Source organism: Breznakia pachnodae (genome assembly GCF_030814225.1).
Classification (GTDB): Bacteria; Bacillota_I; Bacilli_A; order Erysipelotrichales; family Erysipelotrichaceae; genus Breznakia; species Breznakia pachnodae.
Map to the genome: position 1 here is coordinate 36,606 of NZ_JAUSUR010000005.1, position 23,877 is coordinate 60,482.

Annotated in this window: 23 protein-coding genes and 1 other annotated feature; of the genes, 6 read left to right on the plus strand and 17 right to left on the minus strand. The window is 34.0% G+C overall.

The window, feature by feature from the left end; all coding sequences use genetic code 11:
* The gene (locus J2S15_RS13195; RefSeq protein ID WP_307409068.1) at positions 1-1,335 is read left to right on the plus strand and encodes an aspartate kinase; all 1,335 of its coding nucleotides are present in this window, start codon (positions 1-3) and stop codon (positions 1,333-1,335) included.
* A complete protein-coding gene (locus J2S15_RS13200; RefSeq protein WP_307409070.1) occupies positions 1,332-2,348 on the plus strand; it encodes an aspartate-semialdehyde dehydrogenase in 1,017 nt (338 codons plus the stop codon). The genes J2S15_RS13195 and J2S15_RS13200 overlap by 4 nt, the downstream gene beginning before the upstream one ends.
* Positions 2,349-2,497: 149 nt before the next feature.
* Here the strand turns inward: J2S15_RS13200 and J2S15_RS13205 are convergent, their stop codons facing one another.
* Together J2S15_RS13205 and J2S15_RS13210 are read right to left on the minus strand one after the other, a co-directional pair.
* A complete protein-coding gene (locus J2S15_RS13205) occupies positions 2,498-2,632 on the minus strand; it encodes a rubredoxin (protein WP_307409073.1) in 135 nt (44 codons plus the stop codon).
* 129 nt (positions 2,633-2,761) lie between these two features.
* Positions 2,762-3,649 (minus strand): LysR substrate-binding domain-containing protein, encoded by an 888-nt coding sequence (locus J2S15_RS13210; RefSeq protein ID WP_307409075.1) that lies wholly within the window; start codon positions 3,647-3,649, stop codon positions 2,762-2,764.
* A gap of 130 nt (positions 3,650-3,779) precedes the next feature.
* Between J2S15_RS13210 and J2S15_RS13215 the strand changes: the two genes are divergently transcribed.
* Complete coding sequence (locus tag J2S15_RS13215; protein ID WP_307409077.1) at positions 3,780-4,811, plus strand: YeiH family protein; 1,032 nt, start codon at positions 3,780-3,782, stop codon at positions 4,809-4,811.
* A 37-nt stretch (positions 4,812-4,848) separates the two neighbouring features.
* Here the strand turns inward: J2S15_RS13215 and J2S15_RS13220 are convergent, their stop codons facing one another.
* From J2S15_RS13220 to J2S15_RS13260, 9 genes are all read right to left on the minus strand, one after another.
* Positions 4,849-6,474: a DAK2 domain-containing protein gene (locus tag J2S15_RS13220; protein ID WP_307409079.1), complete on the minus strand. Its 1,626-nt coding sequence runs from the start codon at positions 6,472-6,474 to the stop codon at positions 4,849-4,851.
* Positions 6,475-6,483: 9 nt separating this feature from the next.
* Positions 6,484-6,843, minus strand: coding sequence for an Asp23/Gls24 family envelope stress response protein (locus tag J2S15_RS13225; RefSeq protein ID WP_307409081.1), 360 nt, complete (start codon positions 6,841-6,843; stop codon positions 6,484-6,486).
* 53 nt (positions 6,844-6,896) lie between these two features.
* A complete protein-coding gene (locus tag J2S15_RS13230) occupies positions 6,897-7,685 on the minus strand; it encodes a cell division protein FtsQ/DivIB (RefSeq protein ID WP_307409083.1) in 789 nt (262 codons plus the stop codon).
* The gene (gene murB, locus J2S15_RS13235; RefSeq protein WP_307409085.1) at positions 7,658-8,575 is read right to left on the minus strand and encodes a UDP-N-acetylmuramate dehydrogenase; all 918 of its coding nucleotides are present in this window, start codon (positions 8,573-8,575) and stop codon (positions 7,658-7,660) included. Before murB ends, J2S15_RS13230 begins: the two co-directional genes overlap by 28 nt.
* Before the next feature lie 7 nt (positions 8,576-8,582).
* Positions 8,583-9,647 (minus strand): undecaprenyldiphospho-muramoylpentapeptide beta-N-acetylglucosaminyltransferase, encoded by a 1,065-nt coding sequence (gene murG, locus J2S15_RS13240; protein ID WP_370872541.1) that lies wholly within the window; start codon positions 9,645-9,647, stop codon positions 8,583-8,585.
* A 70-nt stretch (positions 9,648-9,717) separates the two neighbouring features.
* Positions 9,718-10,563 (minus strand): class B sortase, encoded by an 846-nt coding sequence (gene srtB / locus J2S15_RS13245; RefSeq protein ID WP_307409089.1) that lies wholly within the window; start codon positions 10,561-10,563, stop codon positions 9,718-9,720.
* A gap of 113 nt (positions 10,564-10,676) precedes the next feature.
* Positions 10,677-12,293: a CTP synthase gene (gene pyrG / locus J2S15_RS13250; RefSeq protein WP_307409091.1), complete on the minus strand. Its 1,617-nt coding sequence runs from the start codon at positions 12,291-12,293 to the stop codon at positions 10,677-10,679.
* 12 nt (positions 12,294-12,305) lie between these two features.
* Positions 12,306-12,872 carry an ANTAR domain-containing response regulator gene (locus J2S15_RS13255; RefSeq protein ID WP_307409093.1) on the minus strand — a complete coding sequence of 189 codons (567 nt, stop codon included), beginning with the start codon at positions 12,870-12,872 and terminating at the stop codon, positions 12,306-12,308.
* Positions 12,873-12,893: 21 nt separating this feature from the next.
* On the minus strand, positions 12,894-14,168 hold the full coding sequence (locus J2S15_RS13260; RefSeq protein WP_307409096.1) for a glutamine synthetase family protein: 1,275 nt from the start codon (positions 14,166-14,168) through the stop codon (positions 12,894-12,896).
* 228 nt (positions 14,169-14,396) lie between these two features.
* Between J2S15_RS13260 and J2S15_RS13265 the strand changes: the two genes are divergently transcribed.
* Complete coding sequence (locus J2S15_RS13265) at positions 14,397-14,924, plus strand: GNAT family N-acetyltransferase (protein ID WP_307409098.1); 528 nt, start codon at positions 14,397-14,399, stop codon at positions 14,922-14,924.
* Between the two features lie 133 nt (positions 14,925-15,057).
* A complete protein-coding gene (locus J2S15_RS13270) occupies positions 15,058-17,157 on the plus strand; it encodes a glutamine synthetase III family protein (protein ID WP_307409100.1) in 2,100 nt (699 codons plus the stop codon).
* 37 nt (positions 17,158-17,194) lie between these two features.
* On the opposite strand, the gene J2S15_RS13275 is transcribed toward J2S15_RS13270, so the two are convergent.
* From J2S15_RS13275 to J2S15_RS13290, 4 genes are all read right to left on the minus strand, one after another.
* Positions 17,195-17,908, minus strand: a complete 714-nt coding sequence (locus J2S15_RS13275) for a hypothetical protein (RefSeq protein ID WP_307409102.1) — start codon at positions 17,906-17,908, stop codon at positions 17,195-17,197.
* A gap of 92 nt (positions 17,909-18,000) precedes the next feature.
* The gene (locus tag J2S15_RS13280; protein ID WP_307409104.1) at positions 18,001-18,846 is read right to left on the minus strand and encodes a MetQ/NlpA family ABC transporter substrate-binding protein; all 846 of its coding nucleotides are present in this window, start codon (positions 18,844-18,846) and stop codon (positions 18,001-18,003) included.
* Between the two features lie 12 nt (positions 18,847-18,858).
* Positions 18,859-19,608: a methionine ABC transporter permease gene (locus tag J2S15_RS13285; RefSeq protein WP_307409106.1), complete on the minus strand. Its 750-nt coding sequence runs from the start codon at positions 19,606-19,608 to the stop codon at positions 18,859-18,861.
* A complete protein-coding gene (locus tag J2S15_RS13290; RefSeq protein ID WP_307409108.1) occupies positions 19,605-20,639 on the minus strand; it encodes a methionine ABC transporter ATP-binding protein in 1,035 nt (344 codons plus the stop codon). Before J2S15_RS13290 ends, J2S15_RS13285 begins: the two co-directional genes overlap by 4 nt.
* 33 nt (positions 20,640-20,672) lie before the next feature.
* Positions 20,673-20,912 (minus strand) — a binding site (T-box leader).
* A 115-nt stretch (positions 20,913-21,027) separates the two neighbouring features.
* Here J2S15_RS13290 and J2S15_RS13295 point away from each other — a divergent pair.
* Positions 21,028-21,756 (plus strand): alpha/beta hydrolase, encoded by a 729-nt coding sequence (locus tag J2S15_RS13295; protein WP_307409109.1) that lies wholly within the window; start codon positions 21,028-21,030, stop codon positions 21,754-21,756.
* Positions 21,757-21,764: 8 nt separating this feature from the next.
* Here J2S15_RS13295 and J2S15_RS13300 read toward each other — a convergent pair whose 3' ends face one another.
* Together J2S15_RS13300 and J2S15_RS13305 are read right to left on the minus strand one after the other, a co-directional pair.
* Positions 21,765-22,400 (minus strand): DUF2238 domain-containing protein, encoded by a 636-nt coding sequence (locus J2S15_RS13300; protein WP_307409111.1) that lies wholly within the window; start codon positions 22,398-22,400, stop codon positions 21,765-21,767.
* 1 nt (position 22,401) lies between these two features.
* A complete protein-coding gene (locus J2S15_RS13305; protein WP_307409113.1) occupies positions 22,402-23,877 on the minus strand; it encodes a nicotinate phosphoribosyltransferase in 1,476 nt (491 codons plus the stop codon).

Genomic DNA, 23,877 nt, shown 5'->3' on the forward strand with positions numbered 1-23,877 from the left:
ATGATTAAAATTGTAAAATTTGGTGGTAGCAGCGTTGCTAGTTCACAGCAGTTTCAAAAAGTAAAAGATATTGTTCTTGCAGATGATTCTAGAAGATTTGTTGTTGTTAGTGCAAGTGGTAAAGTTAATAAGGATGACAATAAGATTACTGATCTTTTGTATCTATGTCATGCACATATTAAATATAATATATCTTGTGATCATATCTTTAATATGATTGAAGAACGTTTTCTGACAATCAAAAAAGAGCTAAACCTCTCATATGATATTCAAAAGGATTTAGATTTATTACGTTCGCAATTAGATAAGAATATTGATTTGGATTATTTGGTAAGTCGTGGTGAATACTTAACTGCCCTATTATTAGCAGAACACCTTGGATATGAGTTTGTTGATGCAAAAGATTTAATCTTCTTTAATTATGATGGATCAATTGATTACAAAAAAATCAAAGAAGCATTTGATAAAATTGTAAATGATTATCCTCGTTTAGTTATTCCAGGATTTTATGGTTCATTACCTGATGGTACTTTACGTATCATGAGTAGAGGTGGTGGAGATGTATCTGGTAGTATTATGGCAAATGTTGTTGACGCTAATGTATATGAAAACTGGACGGATGTATCGGGTATCTTAAAAGCTGATCCAAGAATTGTAAAGAAACCAAAACAAATTGAAGTAATTACTTATAGTGAACTTAGAGAGTTATCTTATATGGGAGCATCTGTCTTACATGAAGAAGCAATTTTCCCTGTAAAACATAAGAATATTCCTATTCACATTTTAAATACAAATGATCCTACTAGTGCTGGTACGATTATCGTAGACACAGTAGAAGATGAAGAAGCAAATGGTAATGAAATTACTGGTATTGCTGGTAAAAAAGATTTTTCTATTATTACCGTTAAAAAATCACATATGTCAAATGAAGTAGGAACAATTAAAAATGCTTTGGATGTATTAGAGAAATATAGTGTAAGTATTGAACATTTACCTACTGGTGTTGATAGTTTCTCAATCGTAGTTGAGTCTGAAGCTATCAAACCAATTCTTTATGATGTATTACTGCAGATCAAAGAAAAATGTAAACCAAATGAATTAACCGTTATTGATAACATCTCATTAATCGCTACTGTATCTCGTTTTATGAAAAGTAAGACTGGTATGAGTGGTCGTTTATTTACTACTCTCGGTAGAGAAAATATCAATATATCAGTTATCTCTCAAACAAGTGATGAGATGAATATTATTGTAGGTGTTCATAATGATGATTATGAACGTACAATTAAGGCCATCTATGATGAGTTTGAAGGTAACAAAGGAGAATCTAAATGAAAACATACAATGTAGCTATTCTAGGAGCCACAGGAGCCGTTGGGCAAGAGATGATGAATGTCCTAGCAGAAAGAGACTTCCCTCTCAACAAACTGCGTCTATTAGCCTCTAAACGTAGCGTTGGTAAAACATATCAGTACAAAGATCAGGTAATCGCCTGTGAAGAAGCAACTCCAGATTCATTTGAAGGTATGGATATTGTGCTTGGAGCTGTTGAAAATGATATTGCAGAACAATTACTTCCACATGCAGTAAAAGCAGGTGCAGTGGTAATTGATAATTCTAGTGCTTATCGTTTAGATGATAATGTTCCATTGGTTGTTCCTGAAGTAAATCCCCAGGATATTCAAAAGAACAATGGAATTATTGCAAATCCAAACTGTTCAACAATTATCGCTTTAGTAGCAATTAATAAATTACATGAATATGCAACTGTTAATTCAATTATTGCATCAACATACCAAGCAGTTTCAGGTGCAGGAGTTCCAGGACTGAATGAACTGAATACACAAGTAACGCAAGTAATGAATGATGAAAAAGTGGAACCACAAGTATTCCCTTACCAAATCGCATTCAACTTAATTCCACAAATTGGTGGATTTGATGAAATGGGTTACTCAAGTGAAGAAATGAAAATGCAAAATGAAGGTAGAAAAATTCTACATCATCCAGAGTTAAATGTAACTTGTACATGTGTACGGGTTCCCGTAATGCGTTCACACTCTGAATCATTAACACTATTCTTCGATAAAGAAATTGATGTTGAGAAAGCAAAAGAACTATTAGCAAATGCTGATGGAGTAAAACTTGTAGATGATCCAAACAACAAACAATACCCAATGCCTCTTGATACAAGTGATCAGGACTTGGTATACGTTGGACGTATCCGTAAAGATTTAACTCAAAACAATAATAAATCATTAACACTATGGTGCTGTGGTGACCAGGTAAGAAAAGGTGCTGCAACCAACGCTGTACAAATTGCAATCGAATATATAAAACAAAACGCGTAGAATCTACGCGTTTTGTTTTGGTTTAATTTAACTCTTCTCAATTGCATTTCGATTATTGCGATATTGATATATTACTTTTATAAGGATTATATCAATAAATGAAATGTTGATCAAAGCCTGTCTTTTTTGATCGTTATCAATAATCTATTTTATTCTTGAACTTCGAACATGTCTTTTCCAACACCGCACAGTGGACATACGTAGTCATCTGGTTCAGCGTTGAAGTCAGGTCCATCATAAACGTACCCACATACTGTACATACATAGTTTTTGTTATCAGCCATAATAAAATCCTCCTTTACCTTAACAATCTTAATTGTTCTGAGTATATTCTAACTTGTTTAGAAATAAATTTCCATTCTAACACTCAATAATAAGTAAAATTTTTATCTTTTTTCTATTTTTTACGTATTCTAACAATCATATGACTTTAATTCTTTAAAAATAGATTCATATTCTTCAGAAAAAGCACTATCTTTATTCCAGAGAAATGTGAAGTCATGCATAACTACAAAGTCAGTTAGTGGTATTTTCTTTAAAACACCAGTATTGAGTTCTTCTTCTACTGCAGACTTATAAAGAAATGAAATTCCACAATCCTGACACAATAGATTTACAATCGTATGTATATTCCCTACCTCTACAATATGCTTAAAATCATTAACTGATAAATTTTTAATAGCTAAGGTCTTTGAAAGGATTGCTCTTGTTCCTGAACCATGTTCTCTTACCAATAAACGTTCTGAAGTAAGATCTTTTAAATATTTAATTGATTTACTAAACTTATGTGTTTTAGAAGCAACTGCAATATATTCTTCTGACTTATATATACGAGTATCGTAATCACCTGTATTAAAATATCCTTCAACAATCGCAAAATCAATTTCTCCATTATGCAGATAAGAAAGTAGTTTTTGAGTATTCCCATATCTTACCTTTATATCTGTATCTGGATGAAGTTTAATATAATTAGCAAGAGCATCAACAATTGCATACTCGCCAATTGTCATCGTTACTCCAAAGGTCAATACTTTCCTTCCATCTAAACTTGCCTGCATTCTTTGCTTTAAGGTAGTTTCATCATTACGCATTGTTTCTAAAGAGGAACGAAGAATTTTACCAGCAGAAGTAAGAACCAATTTCTTCTTATCTCTTACAAACAATGAGGTTTCGTATTCTTCTTCTAAATATTTAATATGTTGCGAGACAGCTGGTTGTGTAAGATTAAGTGCATCTGCAGCATGAGTGAAATTCATATACTCACAAACCTTTAAGAAAGTCTCCATTCGAAAATCCAACATAATTACCTCCATCTTTTTTAGCGATATAACCATAACAAATATTTATGATTATATCAATTATTATAATTTAACAAAATGACGATTATTGTATATAGTATAAGAATATTAAGATAAAAATATGGAGGAACTCATGACACTTATATCTAAAAACTGGAGAGGAATTCTTTTCTGTCTTGCAATTGCAATTCCCTCTTATCTTCTAGGAAATCAATTTCCAATAATCGGAGGACCTGTAATCGCTATTGTTGGAGGAATGATATTAGCTATTTTTATAAAGAATAGAAATACATTAAACGATGGAGTGAAATATACTTCAAAGAAAATACTTCAGTATGCTGTTATATTGCTGGGATTTGGAATGAATCTGGAAGTTGTACTGCAAACTGGTAAACAATCTTTACCAATTATTATTTGTACAATCGCAACTTCACTCATTATTGCATACATACTACACCGTGTATTAGTAATCCCACAAAAAATTTCTACTCTAATTGGTGTTGGATCATCAATATGTGGTGGTTCTGCAATTGCAGCAACTGCACCAGTGATTGATGCTAATGAAGAAGAAGTGGCACAAGCAATATCCGTTATTTTTCTGTTTAATGTAATAGCAGCACTTATTTTTCCAATGTTAGGTGCAGCAATTGGTTTTTCTACAACCTCTGGTGATGCCTTTGGTGTATTTGCAGGAACTGCAGTAAATGATACATCATCAGTTACTGCAGCAGCTTCCACATGGGACAGTATGTATCACCTTGGAAGTCAAACACTAGATAAAGCCGTAATTGTAAAACTTACCAGGACACTAGCTATTATTCCTATTACAGCGTTTCTAGCATTAAGAAGAGCAAAGAATACAGAAGTAAAAAACGGAGAAAAAATATCTCTAAAGAAAGTATTCCCTTTCTTTATCTTATTCTTTATCGCCACCAGTTTAGTTACTACAATTGCTACATCAGCAGGAGTTTCACAAGAAGTATTTACTCCATTAAAAACTCTATCTAAATTCTTTATTATTATGGCTATGGGAGCAATTGGTTTTAATACAGATATTGTCAAACTCGTGAAGAGTGGTGGTAAACCTATTCTTCTAGGTATGTCTTGCTGGATAGGTATCACGGCAGTCTCTTTAGGAATGCAGTACATTATGAATATATGGTAAAAGAAAAATGCGTTGTAATAAACGCATTTTTGTTTGACTATTCTACTCCGATAATAAATGAATAAACAGGCTGATTGCCCATTGTAGCTTCAACTTCTACATCTTTATCTTCAATATATTTCGTAATATCATCTAATTCTTCTTGTGTAGTGTCTTCACCAGCGATTAATGTAACAATTTCACTGTCTTCATTCACCATAGAATCTACTAATTTCTTAGTTGCTTCCATTTTATCTTTCACACTACAGATAATATCTTTTTCTTTTAATCCCATGTAATCATGTGCTTTGATTTCAATTCCATCAAATGTTGTATCTTTGATTGCATAAGTTACTTGTCCAGTTACTACATTCTCGACTGCTTCACTCATTTCTGCAATATTTGCATCAACATCAACTTCTGGGTTAAACATCATACATGCACATAATCCTTGAGGAATACTCTTAGATGGAATTACATGAATATCCAAATCCTCTAATACTTGCGCAGCTTGTTGAGCTGCTAATATAATATTTGAGTTATTTGGCATAATGAAGATATGATCTGCATTAATTTTCTTAATTGCTTCAACGAAATCTTCGGTTGAAGGATTCATTGTTTGTCCACCTGAGATAATTGTATCCACTCTTAACTCTTTGAACATATCCATAAGCCCCTGACCAGCAGCTACAGAAATCAATGCATATTTTTGTTTTGGTTTCGACGCCACTTGTGCTTCATCGTCTTTCGCCAATGTTAAGTGTTCGTGTTGTTCTTGCATATTTTCAATCTTCAACTTCACAAACTCTCCATAGCGCTGCCCTAGATTTAGTGCATCTCCAGGTTTTAATGTATGAACATGAACCTTTACAATGTCATCATCTTGAACTACTACTAAAGAATCTCCAAGATTACTTAATGATTCTCTTAATTTATCTTCATTGAATGTTTTAAGGTTATTTTCGTCAAGACGAACAATAAACTCAGTACAATATCCAAATTCATCGCTTTCTAATTGTGCTCCAGCAGCAACATTTGTTGCTTCGCTTTCATTACGAGCAATCACTGTTCCCTCTAATGCACTTAAAAATCCTTCTAAAATATATACTAATCCAGCACCACCACTATCAACTACACCAACTTCTTTTAAAACTGGTAACAGTTCTGGTGTATTATCTAATGATATTTTTGCTTCTTCAACTAATTTCTTCATTACATCAACACATGAGATTGATGAGTTTTCACTCGCATAAACAAATGTATAGTCACTCGCTTCACGAATAACCGTAAGAATTGTACCTTCAACTGGTCTCATAACTGCTTTATAAGCAACTCTAGACCCGTTTACAAAAGCATTTGCTAATTTCAACCCATTAATTTCACTATCTTCTTCAAGCGCTTGATAAAGACCACGAAAAATCTGTGAAGTAATAACTCCAGAGTTTCCTCTCGCTCCCATAAGCAATCCTTTAGACAGTGCTTTTGCAATATCATTGATTGATTCACTATCAACTTTCAGAGCATCATTCATCCCTGATGTGAATGTCAAAGACATATTCGTTCCAGTATCCCCATCGGGAACAGGGAAAACATTCAAAGTATCGACTTCCTGATGGTGATTCGCTAAATTATTAGCCCCACTCTCAATCATATCTTTAAATATCAGACCATTTATATTTTCCATTATCATCACCTATTTTATAACCTTTATCCCTTGGACATACACATTAATTGTTTCAAAATCTACATCTAAAGTTTTTTCCATCATGTACTTCACTTTTTTCTGTACCTCTAAAACAACCTCTGAGATTTTTACGCCATGAGAAACAATGATATATAGATCTAATTCTAAAGCACCATCTTTCTCTTTTACAACAACTCCTTTTGAGAAATTTTCTTTACGTAGCAGTTCTGCCCAACCATCTTTTAAAAACTTCTGTGAAGCCATTCCTACTACACCATAACATTCACTGACAATTCCACCAGCTAATGTTGTTATAGCTTCCTTTGAAACATTTATATCTCCATATTTAGTGTTCTTTGTTATTGACATATAAATCACTCCTTATCACTTGATTATAACATATTCACTATATTTACTCTACATTAATCACACTTACCTGAATGAACACTTCCATCCACAAAATAAATACATCTCAAATCGCTTTTATATTTCTCTAGTACTCCTCGATAATTCTTAAGTAAATCTATATCGCTATAGGAAGTACGGACAATATGTCCATCCTGCATCAGCAATTCTAACATATTATCATCATAAGAGGTACTATAATGACGAATTTCCGAAATCAGACTAATGTACTCATCATCTACTTCTGATAAACTTTCAGCTAATAACTCTCGTTGTTCTTCATTTAAGTCTACAATATATGGTGAACTGATTAGCGCTAGCTGTGTATCATCAAGTATTACTGATTTTCCATTCGCCAGCAATACATAATTCTTACCGTCAGCTGCGTATTGCCCAATTACCTTCTCTTCAGTCACATTAATATAAATTGACCCACTGAAGTAATCTTTACGTACACTGACATCTTTAATTAATTCATCCTCTTCCAATACTTTTTCAATAAAGTATACAGGATGGAAAACCATTTTACCACTATATTTCAAACTTGCTTTATCAAGAATTTGCTGTTGTGAATAAATTACATTATTATTCACTTTTAAAATCTTAATATTAGACAATGATGTCAGCATATAAATACCAATAGTAGCAATAAGAACTAACGCAATTAATATCTTTATTCTTCTTCTTGTTCTTTTTAATTTTTTACGATGCTTTATTACTCGATCATATCTTGTTTCTTGTTCATCTTTTTCTAAAACTCGTTCTAGTTCTTCTTGGTCTAACTTGTCATTTTTGCGTCGTTCCAATTAAACTTCTCAACTTCCATTTTTAGATGAACACCATATTTTTCAAAAACAGCATTTTGAACCAACAAGACTAACTGATCTATATCTTCAGCAGTAGCATCCCCTTCATTAACAATGAAGTTGGCGTGCTTCTCGCTTACTTTTGCGCCACCAATACTTTTACCTCGAAGTCCACACTTATCAATTAACTCCCATGCCTGAGCATCACTAGGGTTACGAAACACACTTCCTGCACTAGGCTTTTCCAAAGGTTGTGAATCTTTTCTGCGTTGTCTTCTTGAATCAATCAGATCACGGATTTCCTTTTGGTCTCCATCATGAAGTTTTATTTCCACACCTAAAACAACCCAGTCTGGGTGGTTAAGAAATAAAGAATGGCGATATCCATAATCTAAATCACTTTTTTCAATCCATACACATTCATTGTCACGTAAAACATATACACGTTCTACAATTTCCGACATATCACTACGGTATGCACCTGCATTCATTACAACTGCACCACCAACCGTAGCTGGGATCCCACTGGCAAATTCAAGTCCACTCAGTGATTCTTTCATCGCTCCATTTGATAACATAATCAAAGAAACTCCAGCCTGTGCAATACAAGTACCATCTTCTTCAAAATTAAAATCTGTAAAATAACGATCCAGACAAATCACTACACCCTCATAATAATTATCTGAACATAATAAATTACTCCCTTTACCAAATACCTTGTAAGGAAGTCCTTGTGCTTTACATACTTCAACAATACGAATCAGTGATAACTCACTTTTCGGGTAGATAAGATACTTTGCTCTACCACCAATACGATATGTTGTGTGTTTGCTCAATGGTGCATCTAACTCTAAGTCACCATGTGTTTCCAATAACTCTTCTATTTTCATAATACTCCTATAATGTCTCAATTAATTTTGCTATATCATCACATGCATTAGGAAACCCATGTTCCTTTGCATTCTCACTCATTTCTTCACGAAGGTTTTTATCACTTAAAACCATATTTATTTTATCATAAAGTGTCTTAGTATTTAAGTCTTTTTCCTCAATCATGAGTGCACTCTTTTCATCAACCAAAGATTTTGCATTAAAATACTGATGATTATGAGCGACATAAGGACTTGGAATCAGAATACTACAAATTCCACTTGCAGTAATTTCTGCAGCCGTTGTTGCCCCTGCCCGACAGATAATTAAATCAAATTTATCAATAATAGCCAGTTGATCAATATAATCAACTACCTTTACATGATCACTTGATAGTTCATCATATGTTTCCTGATAATTATTCTTACCACTTACATATAAAAAATTAACATCTTTGATTTCACGTAATACATCTTTCATAATGGTGTTTACACTACTGCTTCCAAGAGAACCCATCACAACTAAAACCAAAGGTTTATCCTCTGGTAATCCAAATGTCTTAAAATATGTTTCATCTGTTATCCGTTGCGCTGCGTAAGTAGCCCTTGGATTCCCTAACAACTGTACATTACAGTCAGGAAAATCTTTTCTCGCATTCTCATAACAAATTACAACTGCATCTGCATATTTCGCCAACAGACGATTTGCAGCTCCTGCAATTGAATTTTGTTCATGCAATACTATCTTCACCTTTAGTTTGTTCGCCGCCATAATTGTTGGCACACTTACATACCCACCAAATCCAATCACGACTTCCGGCTGCTCACTGCGGATGATTTTTTTCGCTTTTCGCGTAGCCAATAAACTTTGTATTCCAGCTTTCAGTTTGTTGAAAATACTACCAGTAAACCCACTGGTATGTAACGCAAAAAAAGGATAACCATGTTCAGGAATAATCGTTGCTTCCATTCGATCATCGTTACCTACAAAAACTATATCATGCCCCTCTTGTTTCATATAATCTGCCAGAGCCAGTGCTGGATAAATATGCCCGCCTGTGCCTCCAGTTACAATCAGTACTTTCAAAAACATCACTCCTGCTAAGTATTATACCATAATACAACCAAAAAATAAGTAGCAGATGCTACTTATTTTCGATTTCTTAATTTGATTTTTCGTTTGGCATTTCACCAGTTAAAGCCTGAATAACTTTACAGTGAATATAATAGCGGTCTTCAATGTATTGAACATCCGTATTACTTGGGTTTTCACCACTTTCATAACTACATGTATATAGCGTTATCATATGGTCTGTAGAAGTCATTTCAACACCACTGTCATAGCGACTTAATCCTTTTACATAATCAATATAACTTTGATAAGCTGTCGCATCGGTTACATTCACACCATTTTGATAGGAAGGAGAATCTCCTTTATCTACATAAGCACTAAATACTTGTAACTTATAGTTTCCTGTTGGTGTGTAATAGTACACATATGGATGTCCTTCAAAGAACTCCTGATCCATGTAATTAGCTAATTCCGCAAACATTGTACCATGGTGAACATTATGGCCATAGATAAACGTATTTAAATCACTAAGATCTCCTTTGTTTCTATAATCCATAAAGATTGCCCCGGCATAGTTTGATTGTTTTTCAAATGTATGATCCAAATAATATTCATTATCGCTTCCCTTAACAACTGGATATGAAATCTCTGTATCTAATACAACGATCCATCCAACTACATCAGGGTTCGTTTCTTGTAATTTCGCAAAATCTGGAGACCAGTTATCTAAATCTTCTTCTGTTGTTGGTACCTTCATCTCTTCACGTACACGTTCTGTCTCAGCAGCTTCATCGCTATTCGCCTTCCAGATGTTAAACAGATTTACTGCAGCATAGATAAAAACACAAACAGCAACAACTAAAATAATCCCCTCGATTATTCTGCGAGCTTTACTGACTGGCTTTCTTTGCTTTTTCTCTTTGTTTCTTCTAGCCATTTATTTCCTCTCACTTTCAACTTCTTAAACATAATAGTAAAAAACTATCATACCTATTATACACAAAAACTGTACGAATGGTAAACCAACCTGACTTTCTTTTGTGATAAAAATCAAAAAAATAACTTATTACAGTTATTTTTTAATGAATGCTTAATAAATTCTCTAAACAAAGGATGTGCTTTGTTTGGTCTTGATTTAAATTCTGGATGATATTGAACCCCAATATGGAACTTATTATCAGTAAATTCAATTGATTCAACAAGCAGTTCATCTGGGCTTGTTCCTACAATATCCATTCCATTACTTATAAAGTCATCACGATACTTGTTATTAAACTCATAACGATGACGGTGACGTTCCTGAATATCATCTTTTTTATATGCTTCATATAGCTTTGATTCTTTCTTAATATGACAAGGATAAGCACCCAGTCTCATCGTACCACCTTTGTGGTCTACACTGATTTGTGAATCCATCAAGTCAATCACATTGTTTAACCCATCAGGAGTAAACTCACTTGAGTTGGCATCACTCAATCCCAAACCATAACGAGCAAATTCAATTGTTGCAATCTGCATTCCTAAACAAATACCAAAGTAAGGTATATTGTTTACTCTTGCATAATGACAGGCTTCCACCATTCCTTCAATACCACGATCACCAAACCCACCAGGAAGGATGATTCCATCCATTTCTGATAATTTTTCAGCTACTGTATCTTTGGTTAGCTGTTCACTGTCAATCCAGTGAATCTCTACTTCTGCATCATTTTCATATCCACCATGTTTCAGTGCTTCCGCAACTGATAAATATGCATCATGTAACTTCACATACTTACCAACAAGAGCAATATCCACATGTTTATCACAATTCTTAATACGTTGTACTAATGCACGCCATTTGCTGATATCTGCTTTTGGTGTAGTTAAATTTAATTCCCTACAAACAATATCAGAGAAGTTTGCATCCTCCAGCATTAATGGTGCTTCATATAAAATTGGTAGTGTAATGTTTTGAATAACACAATCTGGTTTCACATTACAAAATAGGGAAATCTTCTTTAGTATTGTTTCATCTAATGGTTCATCACTACGACATACAATAATATCTGGAGCGATTCCTAATGACTGTACTTCTTTTACACTATGCTGGGTTGGTTTACTCTTATGTTCTCCACTGCTCTTAATATAAGGAACCAATGTTACATGAATAAACAAACAGTTTTCTTTACCAACTTCCAAACTCACCTGACGAATTGCTTCCAGAAATGGCTGTGATTCAATATCTCCAGTTGTTCCACCAATTTCACTGATGACTACATCTGCATCATCTTCATCACCAACTGCATAGATAAAATCCTTAATCTCTTGCGTAATATGAGGAATTACCTGTACGGTTTCCCCAAGATATTCTCCCTTACGTTCTTTATTTAATACATTCCAATATACTTTCCCACTTGTTAGGTTAGAAAAACGATTCAAATCTTCATTGATAAAACGTTCATAATGTCCTAAATCCAAATCGGTTTCCGCACCATCTTCAGTTACAAAAACTTCTCCATGCTGGTAAGGTGACATCGTACCACAATCTACATTGATGTAGGGATCCATTTTTTGTGCCATTACCTTTAGTCCACGTTCTTTCAATAATCTTCCTAAACTAGCAGCTGTGATACCTTTACCTAAACCACTTACTACCCCACCAGTTACAAATATATACTTTCTCATTCTGTTCTCCTTCTAACCATATGTCTTTAGTATTTCTTTTGCTACTTCTTCTTTTGATACACGATTATCCATCGCTTTCTTCTCTATATAATGATGTGCCTGAGGTTCACTCATATTCAAATACTCCATCAAAGCATACTTCGCCCTGCTGATTAACTGAATATTCTCCACCTTTTCATGCAATCGTACGTTTTCATCATGAAAACCACTGATTCGCTTATTGGTTGATATGGCAAGTGAAATTGCCTGGGTAAACATCTGACGATCCAAAGGTTTACCAATACACATCACCCCAAAAGGATTCAGTTTATTACTGACTTCTTCTAATATTTGTTTTTTCACCAGCATTACAACTCCACTGGTAGAATGTTGCGCTGCATATAAAGTTATTTCATGACCAAACTCATCCGAGAGTGGTGTATTTACCAGTACTAAATCAAAATGTTGTTTACTAAGGAAACGCCTTGCTTCACTTCCACTCTTACAAGCAACGATTTGTTGGACCGAAATGGCTTTTAAAAGTTGCGATAGTGCATCAAGACTTTTATCTAAACTGGAAATTATTAAACAACTTGCCATAACCATTCCTCTCTTTCCTCATTAAATCAACTTGAAATACGGATCATTTTCAAAGCGTTTTTCTTCATTATAGTCATCCACTTCCTGCTGTTTGATTTCACAGAATTTATCAATTATTTTCTGATTCATCACATCTTTCATAAACGTTGATTTTTCTAAACTTTCAATTGCTTCTTTTAAATCTTTTGGTAACTGTTGCACTGGAATTTTTGAGTAATCCTCAGGCAGTTTTTCATGATTTTTCATCCCTTCAATTCCCGCATATAACAATAACGCATATGCATAGTATGGATTACAACTGGCATCCGCAGAACGAAGCATAATATAAGAATATTCATCCTTCTTTTCATCTACTCTGATAAGCTGACTTTGGTTCCCTTTTGCCCATGTAATATATTTTGGTGCTTTTTCTCTTCCTAAACGTTCATAGGAATTATTAATCGGATTCAAAATCAAGCTCATTTCATGCACGCGATTCAACACTCCAGCAATAAAACAACGTTGCTCTTCAATATCTACTTCATAGTCATCATTAAAGATATTTCGATCATTTTTACTTAAGGTCACTTTTATACGTAGTCCACTACCACTCGCATCTTCTAACGGTCTTGGTAAAAACGAAGCATATAAGCCATTTAACAAGGCAATACTCTTTACACAGTTCTTGAAAATCACCATGTTATCAGCAGCTTTTAAAGCTGAATCATCTTCGAATATGATAACGTTTTGACCGGGTCCTTTTTCATGATAACTCATCGTTGTTTTTACATTCATCTGCTCTAGTGACAAACAGATTTCACGACGTATATTTTCACATCCATCTAACGGTGTAACATCCAAATAAGATGCATCATCAAAAGGAATATTGGTAGGCTTTCCTCGATCATCATTTTCAAACAGGTAAAATTCACTTTCAATCCCTATTTTAGGGGTATATCCATATGCTTCACAGGCTTCCATCGCCTGTCTTAAAAACTGTCTTCCATCCCCTTCAAACGGTGTTCCATCTAGGTATTTGATATCACAAAAAAAACGAACAACTTTTTCATGAGAAGATCTCCATGGGAGAACACTCATCGTTCCCAAATCTGGGAATAGTAGTAAATCCGTTTTCTTAAAGTTCATAAAACCGCTAACATCAGACGCGTCTAAGTTAATCCCTTGTTCATTCGCTTGTTTGAAGTCCTCTGCATTGATGGACAAGTTTTTGAGGGTCCCGAAAATATCACAGAATGCGAGCCGCACAAATTTAACATGATTAAACTCAATATAGTGCAAAATTTCATCGATTTTCATGGTAACCTCCTATTTATTTCATTTTCATTATAGCACGTATAAAAATCTTATGAGTGAATTATAGATGCGAAATTCAATACTGTCAACTAAGAAAATTTTAAAACTTTTTACTAGTCGTTTTTAAAAAGAATAAATTCTTTTTACAGGAATTCAATTTTCTTGTGTATTATCTCTTTACGAAAATGTAATAAATTTTTATAATTAAACTTAGAGTACAGGAGGCTAGTTATGCATACATATTTTCTTACAAGTAAACGAATTGGTTTTTCTAAGTGGCAAGAAGATGATCTTCCATTAGCGAAACAATTGTGGCAGGATATTAATGTCACTAAATTTATCTATGCAGATAAAACCTTAAGTGATGAAGAAGTTAGTGAACGACTAACAATAGAAATAAACAATGAAAAGAATTATAGCATTCAGTACTACCCTATCTTCAACTTAGAAGATAATGAGTTTATTGGTTGTTGTGGGTTTCGCCCATTCTCAGCTGAAGGTGGAGATGATTTAGAAATGGGCTTCCATTTGCGTGAAAAGTTCTGGGGAAAAGGATATGCATTTGAGGCTAGTTCAACAATTTTAAATCACATACATTCAATGTTTCCTGACAAGCAAATTTATGCAGGACATTCCCCTGATAATATTGCATCTAAGAAGTTATTAGAAAAGTTGGGGTTTGTATATTTCAAAGATTCTTTCTATCCCCCAACCCAGCGTTTTCATCCAAGTTATCGCTATAAACCAAAATCCTCATGATTTTCAAACTTAGTCTTGACAACAACTCAAAACCAGTATAAACTCTTTGTATGAACAGCAAAGGAGCTGTAGGTTTTTTCACCTACTGCTCCTTTTTTTGTTTATATCAAAATGAACTATCAGGAGGAGAATTATGAAGACGAATGTAACAGAAATTTTTGGTTCTTTAGTATTCGATGATCGCTGTATGAAAGCGAAGTTGCCCAAAGATATCTACAAAAAGTACAAGGCAACGATTATAGAAGGTAAGACATTGGATCCAGAATGTGCGAACACGATTGCAACTGCCATGAAAGACTGGGCAATAGAAAATGGTGCTACTCACTATACTCACTGGTTTCAACCAATGACAGGAATAACTGCTGAAAAACATGATGCATTCATTTCACCTAGTGGAGATGGAAGTATCATCATGGAATTCTCTGGCAAGGAACTGATCAAGGGTGAACCTGATGCATCTAGTTTCCCTAATGGTGGATTAAGAGCTACCTTTGAAGCTCGTGGTTACACTGGTTGGGATCCTACTTCATATGCATTTATCAAAGAAGGAATCTTATGTATTCCAAGTGTATTTATGTCATACACAGGTGAAGCACTTGATAAGAAGACCCCACTTCTAAAATCTCAGGAAGTATTAAATGTACAAGCATTAAGAATCTTAAAGTTATTTGGAAAAACAGATGTAAAACGTGTAAATACTACAGTAGGTCCAGAACAAGAATATTTCTTAATTGAGAAATCACTTTGGGACAAGCGTAAGGATTTAATTTACACAGGTCGTACGCTATATGGAGCAAGACCTCCAAAAACACAAGAACTTGATGATCACTACTTTGGTGTGTTAAAACCAAAAGTAGCAAAATTCATGAGAGAATTAAATGATGAACTTTGGAAGTTAGGAATCTTGGCAAAAACGCAACATAATGAAGTTGCACCTGCTCAACATGAGCTTGCACCAATCTTTACCATTACGAACATTGCAACTGATCATAACCAATTAACAATGGAAATTATGAAGAAAGTTGCATTACGTAATAACCTTGTCTGCCTACTACATGAAAAACCATTTGCTGGAATCAATGGTAGTGGTAAACACAACAACTGGTCATTGGCTACAGATACTGGAGAAAACTTGTTAGAACCTGGAGACACTCCTAGTGAAAACGCGCAATTCTTGTTAGTACTGGCAGCTCTTGTAAAGGCTGTAGATGACTATCAAGACTTACTGCGAATCTCTGTTGCAAGTGCTGGAAATGACCACCGTCTTGGCGCTAATGAAGCACCTCCTGCAATTATATCAATATTCACAGGTAGTGAATTAGAAGAAATTATTAATGCAATTATTGAAGATCGTCCATGTGAAAAAGCATGTGAAAATAAAATGGTCATTGGTGTGGATGCATTGCCTCCATTCCCTAAAGATACAACAGACCGTAACCGTACTTCTCCATTTGCATTTACTGGAAATAAGTTTGAGTTCCGTATGTTGGGATCTCAATTATCAATCTCTTGTCCAAACATTATGATTAATACCATTGTCGCTGATACATTGGCAATGTTTGCAGATCGTTTAGAAAAAGCAGAAGACTTTACTTCTGAACTACATGACTTAATCAAAGAGACATTCACTGATCACCAACGCATTATCTTCAATGGTAATGGATATGACGAAGCATGGGTAACTGAAGCTGAAAAACGTGGATTATATAACTTCAGAACTACACCAGAAGCATTACCTCATTACATGGATGAAAAGAATGTGACTCTATTTACAAAACACAACATTTATTCTAAACATGAAATGCAATCAAGAATTGATATCTTATTAGAAGAATATTCTAAAGCAATCAACATCGAAGCTGAAACAATGGTTAATATGTCTAAAAAGAATATTATTCCTTCGACACTTGCTTATATTAAAGACTTAAGTGAAAGTATTGCAACTAAGAAATCAATCTCAGCAGATATGGAATATGGTGTAGAAGATGCTCTTATTAAAAAACTAAGCCGCCTGGCAAGCGATTTATATCGCAAGACAGAAGCCTTAGCTGAAGATATCATCAAAGCTGGTGGTATTGATGATTTAATTGAGAATGCAACTTACTACTGTCAAAGTGTACTAGTTAAAATGGTAGACTTAAGAGCAATAGCCGATGAAATTGAACAAAACTGTTCAAAAGAATACTGGCCATTCCCTTCATATGGAGATCTGTTATACTCAGTATCTATATAATAAAGCAATCCTCTGAATCTAAATTCAGAGGATTTTCTTATAACTCAATTGTATCACTTCGATTAAATGTTAAATTATAGTCATCGAAACTAAACGTATAATTTATCTGATAACTCGTCTCAGTTAATGCATTTATATCTATTTCATAAATAACTTGAACTTTTTCATACCCACCTTCTTCACTAAGTACATTTGTGCTCACGAAGTTAATTGGAATGTTACCTGTACGATTATGAGATAAATTCACCATCAATGTTCCAGCCTTACGTTCCTTATCATCATAATACGTAACTGTATATCTTATTTTATTATCTACAATATCTTTCGACATATCAAAGTCTTGTACTTCATCAATATAATGATATTGACTCTTCTGTAATACCGTTCCAGTATCCAAATACACTTTAAATGTAAATTCATTATTTCCAGTATGAATACCACTATGAAATAATGACAATGAATAAATTGCTTTATCCGTTACATCTTGCAGCAATGTATCACCATGGTAGATTTCTACCTTCTCAATTACTTCACTACCTCTTTTGATATTCCAACTGAAGGTAAGATCCAAAGAAGAATTCAAATCGACATTAAAACTGTTAATACTGGTACTTCCTTTTTCTGTCTGATTGGGCTGATATGCACTACTGCTATCATTGTTGTTCATTAATTGTAACCCCAGTGCTATAATACTAACGGCAAGAATACCGACTAAGAATATAAACACTTTATTTTTCTTAAAATACTCCACCGCTATCACTCCTTGACCACCATTATATCACAAGATGAGGATTTCTACGAAATCCTCAAACACAAAAAAAGCGTCTTCACGCTTTTTTTCAATTATTCAAATACAGGTACTACAGTTCCCTTATATGTTTCTTCAATAAATTCTTTTGTTTCTTTACTTGTTAATGCTTTTACTAATGCTTTTGTTTTATCACTATCTTCATTACCTACTTTTACAACTAATACATTTTTATATGCTTCTGCCATATCACTATCAGTAGCTTCTGTTGTGATGACTTTATCAGTCACTTCAAATGTAAGAGCATAGTTTCCATTAATTACTGCATAATCAACATCTGGTAATGCTGTTGGAATTCCTGAAGCCACAATTTCTTTAATTTCAATATTTTTAGGATTACTAGTAATATCAGCTGTAGTAGCATTTATTCCTGCATCTTCTTTTAATTCAATGATTCCCTTTGCTGCTAATAACTGAAGTGCACGTGCTTCATTTGTAGCGTCATCTGGTACAGCAATAACTGCGCCTTCTTTTACATCATCAATTGAGAAATCATCATTCTTTTCGGTTGTATCATTACTATAAATTCCTAATGGTTCAAAATGAATATCAGCTACATCTGTTAAATCAGTTCCATTGCTTGCATTAAATTCATTTAAATATGTAATATGTTGGAAGAAGTTAGCATCATATTCACCTTCATCAACAGTAGTATTTGGTAAGATATAGTCATCAAATACAGTTACTTCTATCTTGTATCCTTCTTCTTCTAATTGATCTTTTAAACTATTTAAGATTTCCGCATGTGGCACTTCTGATGCTGCCACTTTTATTACTTCTAATTCTTTTTCATCATTATCTTTTGCTGTTTCATCATCACTTGATCCACAACCTGTTAATACCAAACCACAAACTAACACTAAACTAAATAACTTTTTCATGTCTATATCCTCCTAATGTGTTGTTTTCTTTTCTATATAATTACCGATTACTTGTATTAGAGTTACAATAATCAATATAACGATTACGGTTACCCATGTAGCATCTCCCATTTGTCTGCTCCATCCATAGCGGATTGCGAAGTTACCTAATCCTCCCCCACCAACTTGACCAGCCATTGCTGTTAATCCAAGTAGCGAGATAAGAGTAATGGTAATTCCTCTTACGATTCCAGGGATACTTTCTTTTAAATATACTCTAACTATAATTTGCAATGGACTGTTCCCCATCGCTTCACTTGCTTCAATTAACCCTTTGTCTACTTCACTCATTGCTGACTCTATCTGGCGAGCAAAGAATGGTACCGTTCCAAAGATTAACGGAATATACATTCCTTCAATTCCAATAATTGTTCCTACTACAAGTCTTGAGACTGCAATAAGTAATGCAATCAGAATGATGAATGGAACTGAACGAAAGAAGTTAATGAATTTATCTACAATAAAGTAAACAATTCGATTCTCCATAATTCCACCTTTTCTAGTCACCATACTTACAACTCCCAAGATCATTCCAAAGATTAGAGCAAAGATACCTGGAACAATCGTCATCTGTAATGTAGCATACACTGCTTCAACAAACTCTTTTACCATGGCTTCATTGTACATGTTGTCCATTGATAGGAATTGATTGATAAACCCAAACACCTGCATCAGTACTGTTTGGAAGAAATTTGAAATTGCTGATCCAATTGTATCTATCATTTCAACACCTCCACTTTTACACCTTGCTCTTTCACGTAATTGATTGAAGCATTTACATCATCTTTATTACCTTTTACTTTTATAACCAAATTACCAAGTGGCTGGTTTGACAGTACTTCAACATTTCCAAAAATAATATTAAATTCAACATTGAACTTCTTTACCAGATTCGCCATTAGAGCCTCTTTTGTATTTGATGATGAATATACTAATCGAAGCATTACTTCATCACTCTCTAACTGTACCAAAGGATTCCCTTCTTCAATCATTTCATAAATCTGATGAATCGAAGTTGTTGTATTGATGAAATTCTTTGTGACTTCACTTTTTGGATTTGCAAAGATATCAATAATACCACCTTCTTCAACCACATGACCATTTTCCATAATCGCAACCTTATTACAGATTGCCTTCACAACAGCCATCTCATGCGTAATGATTACAATCGTAATCTTTAACTTTTCATTTAAATCTTTCAATAAAGCTAAAATCGATTGTGTTGTCTGAGGGTCCAGTGCACTTGTTGCCTCATCACACAGCAGAATCGTTGGATCATTTGCCAAAGCTCTTGCAATTGCAACTCTTTGTTTCTGACCTCCAGATAACTGAGAAGGATATGCATGTTCCTTGTCAGTTAACTCAACCAGATTCAATAACTCTTTCACTTTTGCTTGGATTTCAGTTTTACTTAATCCACTTCCCTTTAAAGGAAAAGCAATATTTTGAGCTACCGTACGTGATCTCATTAAATTGAAGTGCTGGAAAATCATTCCAATCTTCTTTCTTTCTTCTCTTAACTCTTTTGGCTTTAATTCTAAAAGATTTTTTCCATTGACCCAAACTTCTCCGTTTGTTGGTCGTTCCAATAAATTAATACAACGAATCAGAGTACTTTTACCTGCACCACTAAATCCTATTACCCCAAAGATATCTCGTTCTTCTACATGCAGTGAAACGTCTTTCACTGCATGAACGTCTTGTTCTTTAGTTTTGAAGATTTTGGTGATGTTTTTTAATTCAATCTTATTCATAGTTAACCCCCATAAAATAAAAAAAACATTCTCCCAAAGGACGAATGCATCGTGTTACCACCTTATTTTACCACTATATCGCTATAGCAGCCTCTTCAAGTACTATCATACTCTATCACAGTAACGGGTGAAACCGACATAACCTAAAGATAACTCATTCGATTATGTAACTCCAAGACCATTTTCAATAAACTACTGACCTTATCCATTTTCACCAGACTGGACTCTCTACGAAGGTTTTGGTAAATCTACTCTTCTCTTCATCGTTTTTAATTTATGGCTAAATAATAACCATTATTTTCAAAGTTGTCAACCATTATCACAAAAAAATCGTAAAAATTTAATTCTTGTGATATTTATGCGATAATATTCCTATAGAGGTGATATCGTGTTAGAAGCAATTAAATCAATATGGAAAAAGAAACCACTGGTATTATGTATTCATGGTTTTGGTCATCGTCGAAGTACAGAATACAATAACTTTAAACTATGGGGTGAAAAAGAATTTGAGTTTGTAACCTTTGATATTTTTGATGTTGATGACGATGATGATACCAATTCAGACGAATGGATTGAACGATGCGAAGAAAAGATGGAAGAACTTTTGAAAACAAAGCGTGATGTTTATGTAATTGGTTTCTCTATGGGAGGTGTAATTGCATCTTACTTAGCCAGTAAATACAATGTGAAGAAACTATTTTTAATATCTCCTGCATTTGAGTTTATCAATGTAAGAAGTGTATTAAGTGCAATCACACAGATGATTAACAATCAGACTCCACCACTTACTATGAGCAATAAACAGACATCCTGTTTTATGGAGGTTGTTGCCAAGTGTAAAGATTCCATCAACTTAGTTATCTGCCCTACCTTAATGGTACATGGAGATAACGATGATGTAATTTCCGTTCGCAGCAGTATTAATAATTTCAGTAGAATACAACATAATATGAAACGTCTGATTATCTTGCATGGTGGTCCACATCGACTGATGTTGGATACCCATACCAACAATGAAGTATATCAATTATTTAAGCTATTTATGAATAATCAAATTATTACTTATCATCCACAGCAGGCGGATGATCCGTATGGCAAAATAGAGAATTCCAATTAAGGAATTCTCTATTTCTTTATATTCAGGTTGTAAAATTTCTCATAGATATTTGTAATAAAATTACCTTTTCCACTACGATATCTTTGAATGATAAATAATGTTGCAATTAACCCACCAATGATACAGACTCCAATATCACCCATGGAATCATGTACTCCTGAACTATAGTGGTTAATCGCATCATAATCGGCTATTAATAAGCAAAGATATTCGTATTGTTCCCATAAAGCAGCAATTGAAATGTTTACTGCATTTACAAATATCAATAGCAATGGTACATCTTTCTTATCAGCAAATGCAACTTTTTTTAGTGAACAGAATAAGATATATCCAAACAATATACCAAGCACTCCACTGAAGGTGTGTGCAAGCTTATCCCAAAAGATATATAGTTTATAGAAACGTAATGAACTACCAAACAATGATGCAATTGCAATGAAAACTAATGTTAATGTATATATTTCATATACTGGTTTCCATTTCATAATTTTAAACGCTAATGGTGCAACCACCATTAAGGCAGCTGATACAAAGCACATAAACATCGCCTGTGAATATCCATTTGCGATATTGTAGTAAACTGCATAAGCAAGTATTGCAACATAAGCAGTTAGCGTTATATAGTATCCCTTCTTTGCATTCATATTATTTTCTCACATTTTCTAGCATACTAAGTTTTAAGTCTAATAGTTTCTTTGTAAGATCCACATAATATTCTTGTGGAAATTCAAAACGGTAGATTTCATCCCACATGGAAGCTCTACTTTCTTCACTGAATGTACGAATTTCTTCAATTGTTGGACAATCATATACTAATTTTCCATCAACAAAGATTGGTACTAAAAGTTTCTTTACATAATAACTACCAGCTTCCAGTGTTTTAAATTTCCAAACATTCTGAGGATGGTAAATAGTTAAATCTTCTGCTTCATCAAGTACTTCATCATATAGAGCAAGAATATCTGCTACTGCTTTATTTGAAGTTTTATCATAAATACGATATAACTCTTTCTTTCCTGGATTCGTCAATTTTCCAACATTGTCACTTACTTTTATCTTAGGAATATATTCCCCATCCACTAATAAAGAACTAAGTTTATATACTCCTCCAAATACTGGTGAACTCTTTGAACAAATCAGATTCTCACCAACTCCGAAAGAATCAATCTGAGCACCCTGCTCAATTAATGATTTTATAATATATTCATCAAATGAATTACTGGCAATAATCTTACAATCTTCTAAACCAGCTGCATCCAGTTCTTCACGAATCTTCTTTGATAAGTAGGCAATATCTCCACTGTCAATACGCACACTATCCAAACGATACCCTTTTGGAATCAAATATTCATGAGCCAATCGAATAGCATTCTTAAGTCCACTGCGAAGCGTATCATATGTATCTAACAACAATGAAGTTGAGTCCGGATAGTTTTTCGCATAAGAAAGAAATGCATCATATTCATTATCATGACTTTGAATAAAACTATGTGCCATCGTTCCACTTACTGGGATTTCAAACAACTGACCAGCTGCTACATTGGAACTTGCTCCTACACCACCAATATAAGCAGCACGAGCTCCATAATTGGCTGCGTCGAAGTTGTGGGCTCTACGTGCACCAAACTCCATCACAGACCTTCCTTTAGCAGCACGAACTACACGGTTCGCTTTTGTTGCTATTAGAGTCTGATGATTCACTGCAAGTAAAATTGCTGTTTCCACAATCTGTGCTTCTATAATCTTTGCCTCTACACGAATTAATGGTTCATTAGGAAACACAACTGTTCCTTCTTTTACTGAATGAATGTTTCCAGTAAATATAAAATGACGTAAATAATCTAAAAATTCATCACTAAATTTATTTAAACTTTTTAAATAATATATATCAGATTCACTAAAGTGCAGATTCTGGATAAACCCAATTACCTGCTCCAACCCTGAAAATAAAGCAAACCCTGCATTATCAGGATTCTTACGATAAAACAAATCAAAGGTAACTACCTGATCTTTTTTACCTTCATTAAAGTAAACCTGTGCCATTGTTAATTCATATAAATCCATTACCATACTAAGATTTCGTGGATCACGAAAATCAAACTTTAAATCATAAGTTTCCAT

Bases quoted from the DNA above. Each gene is read 5' to 3' on its own strand.
- J2S15_RS13195 (WP_307409068.1), top strand. From the start codon at position 1: ATGATTAAAATTGTAAAATTTGGTGGTAGCAGCGTTGCTAGTTCACAG.
- J2S15_RS13200 (WP_307409070.1), top strand. From the start codon at position 1,332: ATGAAAACATACAATGTAGCTATTCTAGGAGCCACAGGAGCCGTTGGG.
- J2S15_RS13205 (WP_307409073.1), bottom strand. From the start codon at position 2,632: ATGGCTGATAACAAAAACTATGTATGTACAGTATGTGGGTACGTTTAT.
- J2S15_RS13210 (WP_307409075.1), bottom strand. From the start codon at position 3,649: ATGTTGGATTTTCGAATGGAGACTTTCTTAAAGGTTTGTGAGTATATG.
- J2S15_RS13215 (WP_307409077.1), top strand. From the start codon at position 3,780: ATGACACTTATATCTAAAAACTGGAGAGGAATTCTTTTCTGTCTTGCA.
- J2S15_RS13220 (WP_307409079.1), bottom strand. From the start codon at position 6,474: ATGGAAAATATAAATGGTCTGATATTTAAAGATATGATTGAGAGTGGG.
- J2S15_RS13225 (WP_307409081.1), bottom strand. From the start codon at position 6,843: ATGTCAATAACAAAGAACACTAAATATGGAGATATAAATGTTTCAAAG.
- murB (WP_307409085.1), bottom strand. From the start codon at position 8,575: ATGAAAATAGAAGAGTTATTGGAAACACATGGTGACTTAGAGTTAGAT.
- murG (WP_370872541.1), bottom strand. From the start codon at position 9,647: ATGTTTTTGAAAGTACTGATTGTAACTGGAGGCACAGGCGGGCATATT.
- srtB (WP_307409089.1), bottom strand. From the start codon at position 10,563: ATGGCTAGAAGAAACAAAGAGAAAAAGCAAAGAAAGCCAGTCAGTAAA.
- pyrG (WP_307409091.1), bottom strand. From the start codon at position 12,293: ATGAGAAAGTATATATTTGTAACTGGTGGGGTAGTAAGTGGTTTAGGT.
- J2S15_RS13255 (WP_307409093.1), bottom strand. From the start codon at position 12,872: ATGGCAAGTTGTTTAATAATTTCCAGTTTAGATAAAAGTCTTGATGCA.
- J2S15_RS13260 (WP_307409096.1), bottom strand. From the start codon at position 14,168: ATGAAAATCGATGAAATTTTGCACTATATTGAGTTTAATCATGTTAAA.
- J2S15_RS13265 (WP_307409098.1), top strand. From the start codon at position 14,397: ATGCATACATATTTTCTTACAAGTAAACGAATTGGTTTTTCTAAGTGG.
- J2S15_RS13270 (WP_307409100.1), top strand. From the start codon at position 15,058: ATGAAGACGAATGTAACAGAAATTTTTGGTTCTTTAGTATTCGATGAT.
- J2S15_RS13280 (WP_307409104.1), bottom strand. From the start codon at position 18,846: ATGAAAAAGTTATTTAGTTTAGTGTTAGTTTGTGGTTTGGTATTAACA.
- J2S15_RS13285 (WP_307409106.1), bottom strand. From the start codon at position 19,608: ATGATAGATACAATTGGATCAGCAATTTCAAATTTCTTCCAAACAGTA.
- J2S15_RS13290 (WP_307409108.1), bottom strand. From the start codon at position 20,639: ATGAATAAGATTGAATTAAAAAACATCACCAAAATCTTCAAAACTAAA.
- J2S15_RS13300 (WP_307409111.1), bottom strand. From the start codon at position 22,400: ATGAATGCAAAGAAGGGATACTATATAACGCTAACTGCTTATGTTGCA.
- J2S15_RS13305 (WP_307409113.1), bottom strand. From the start codon at position 23,877: ATGGAAACTTATGATTTAAAGTTTGATTTTCGTGATCCACGAAATCTT.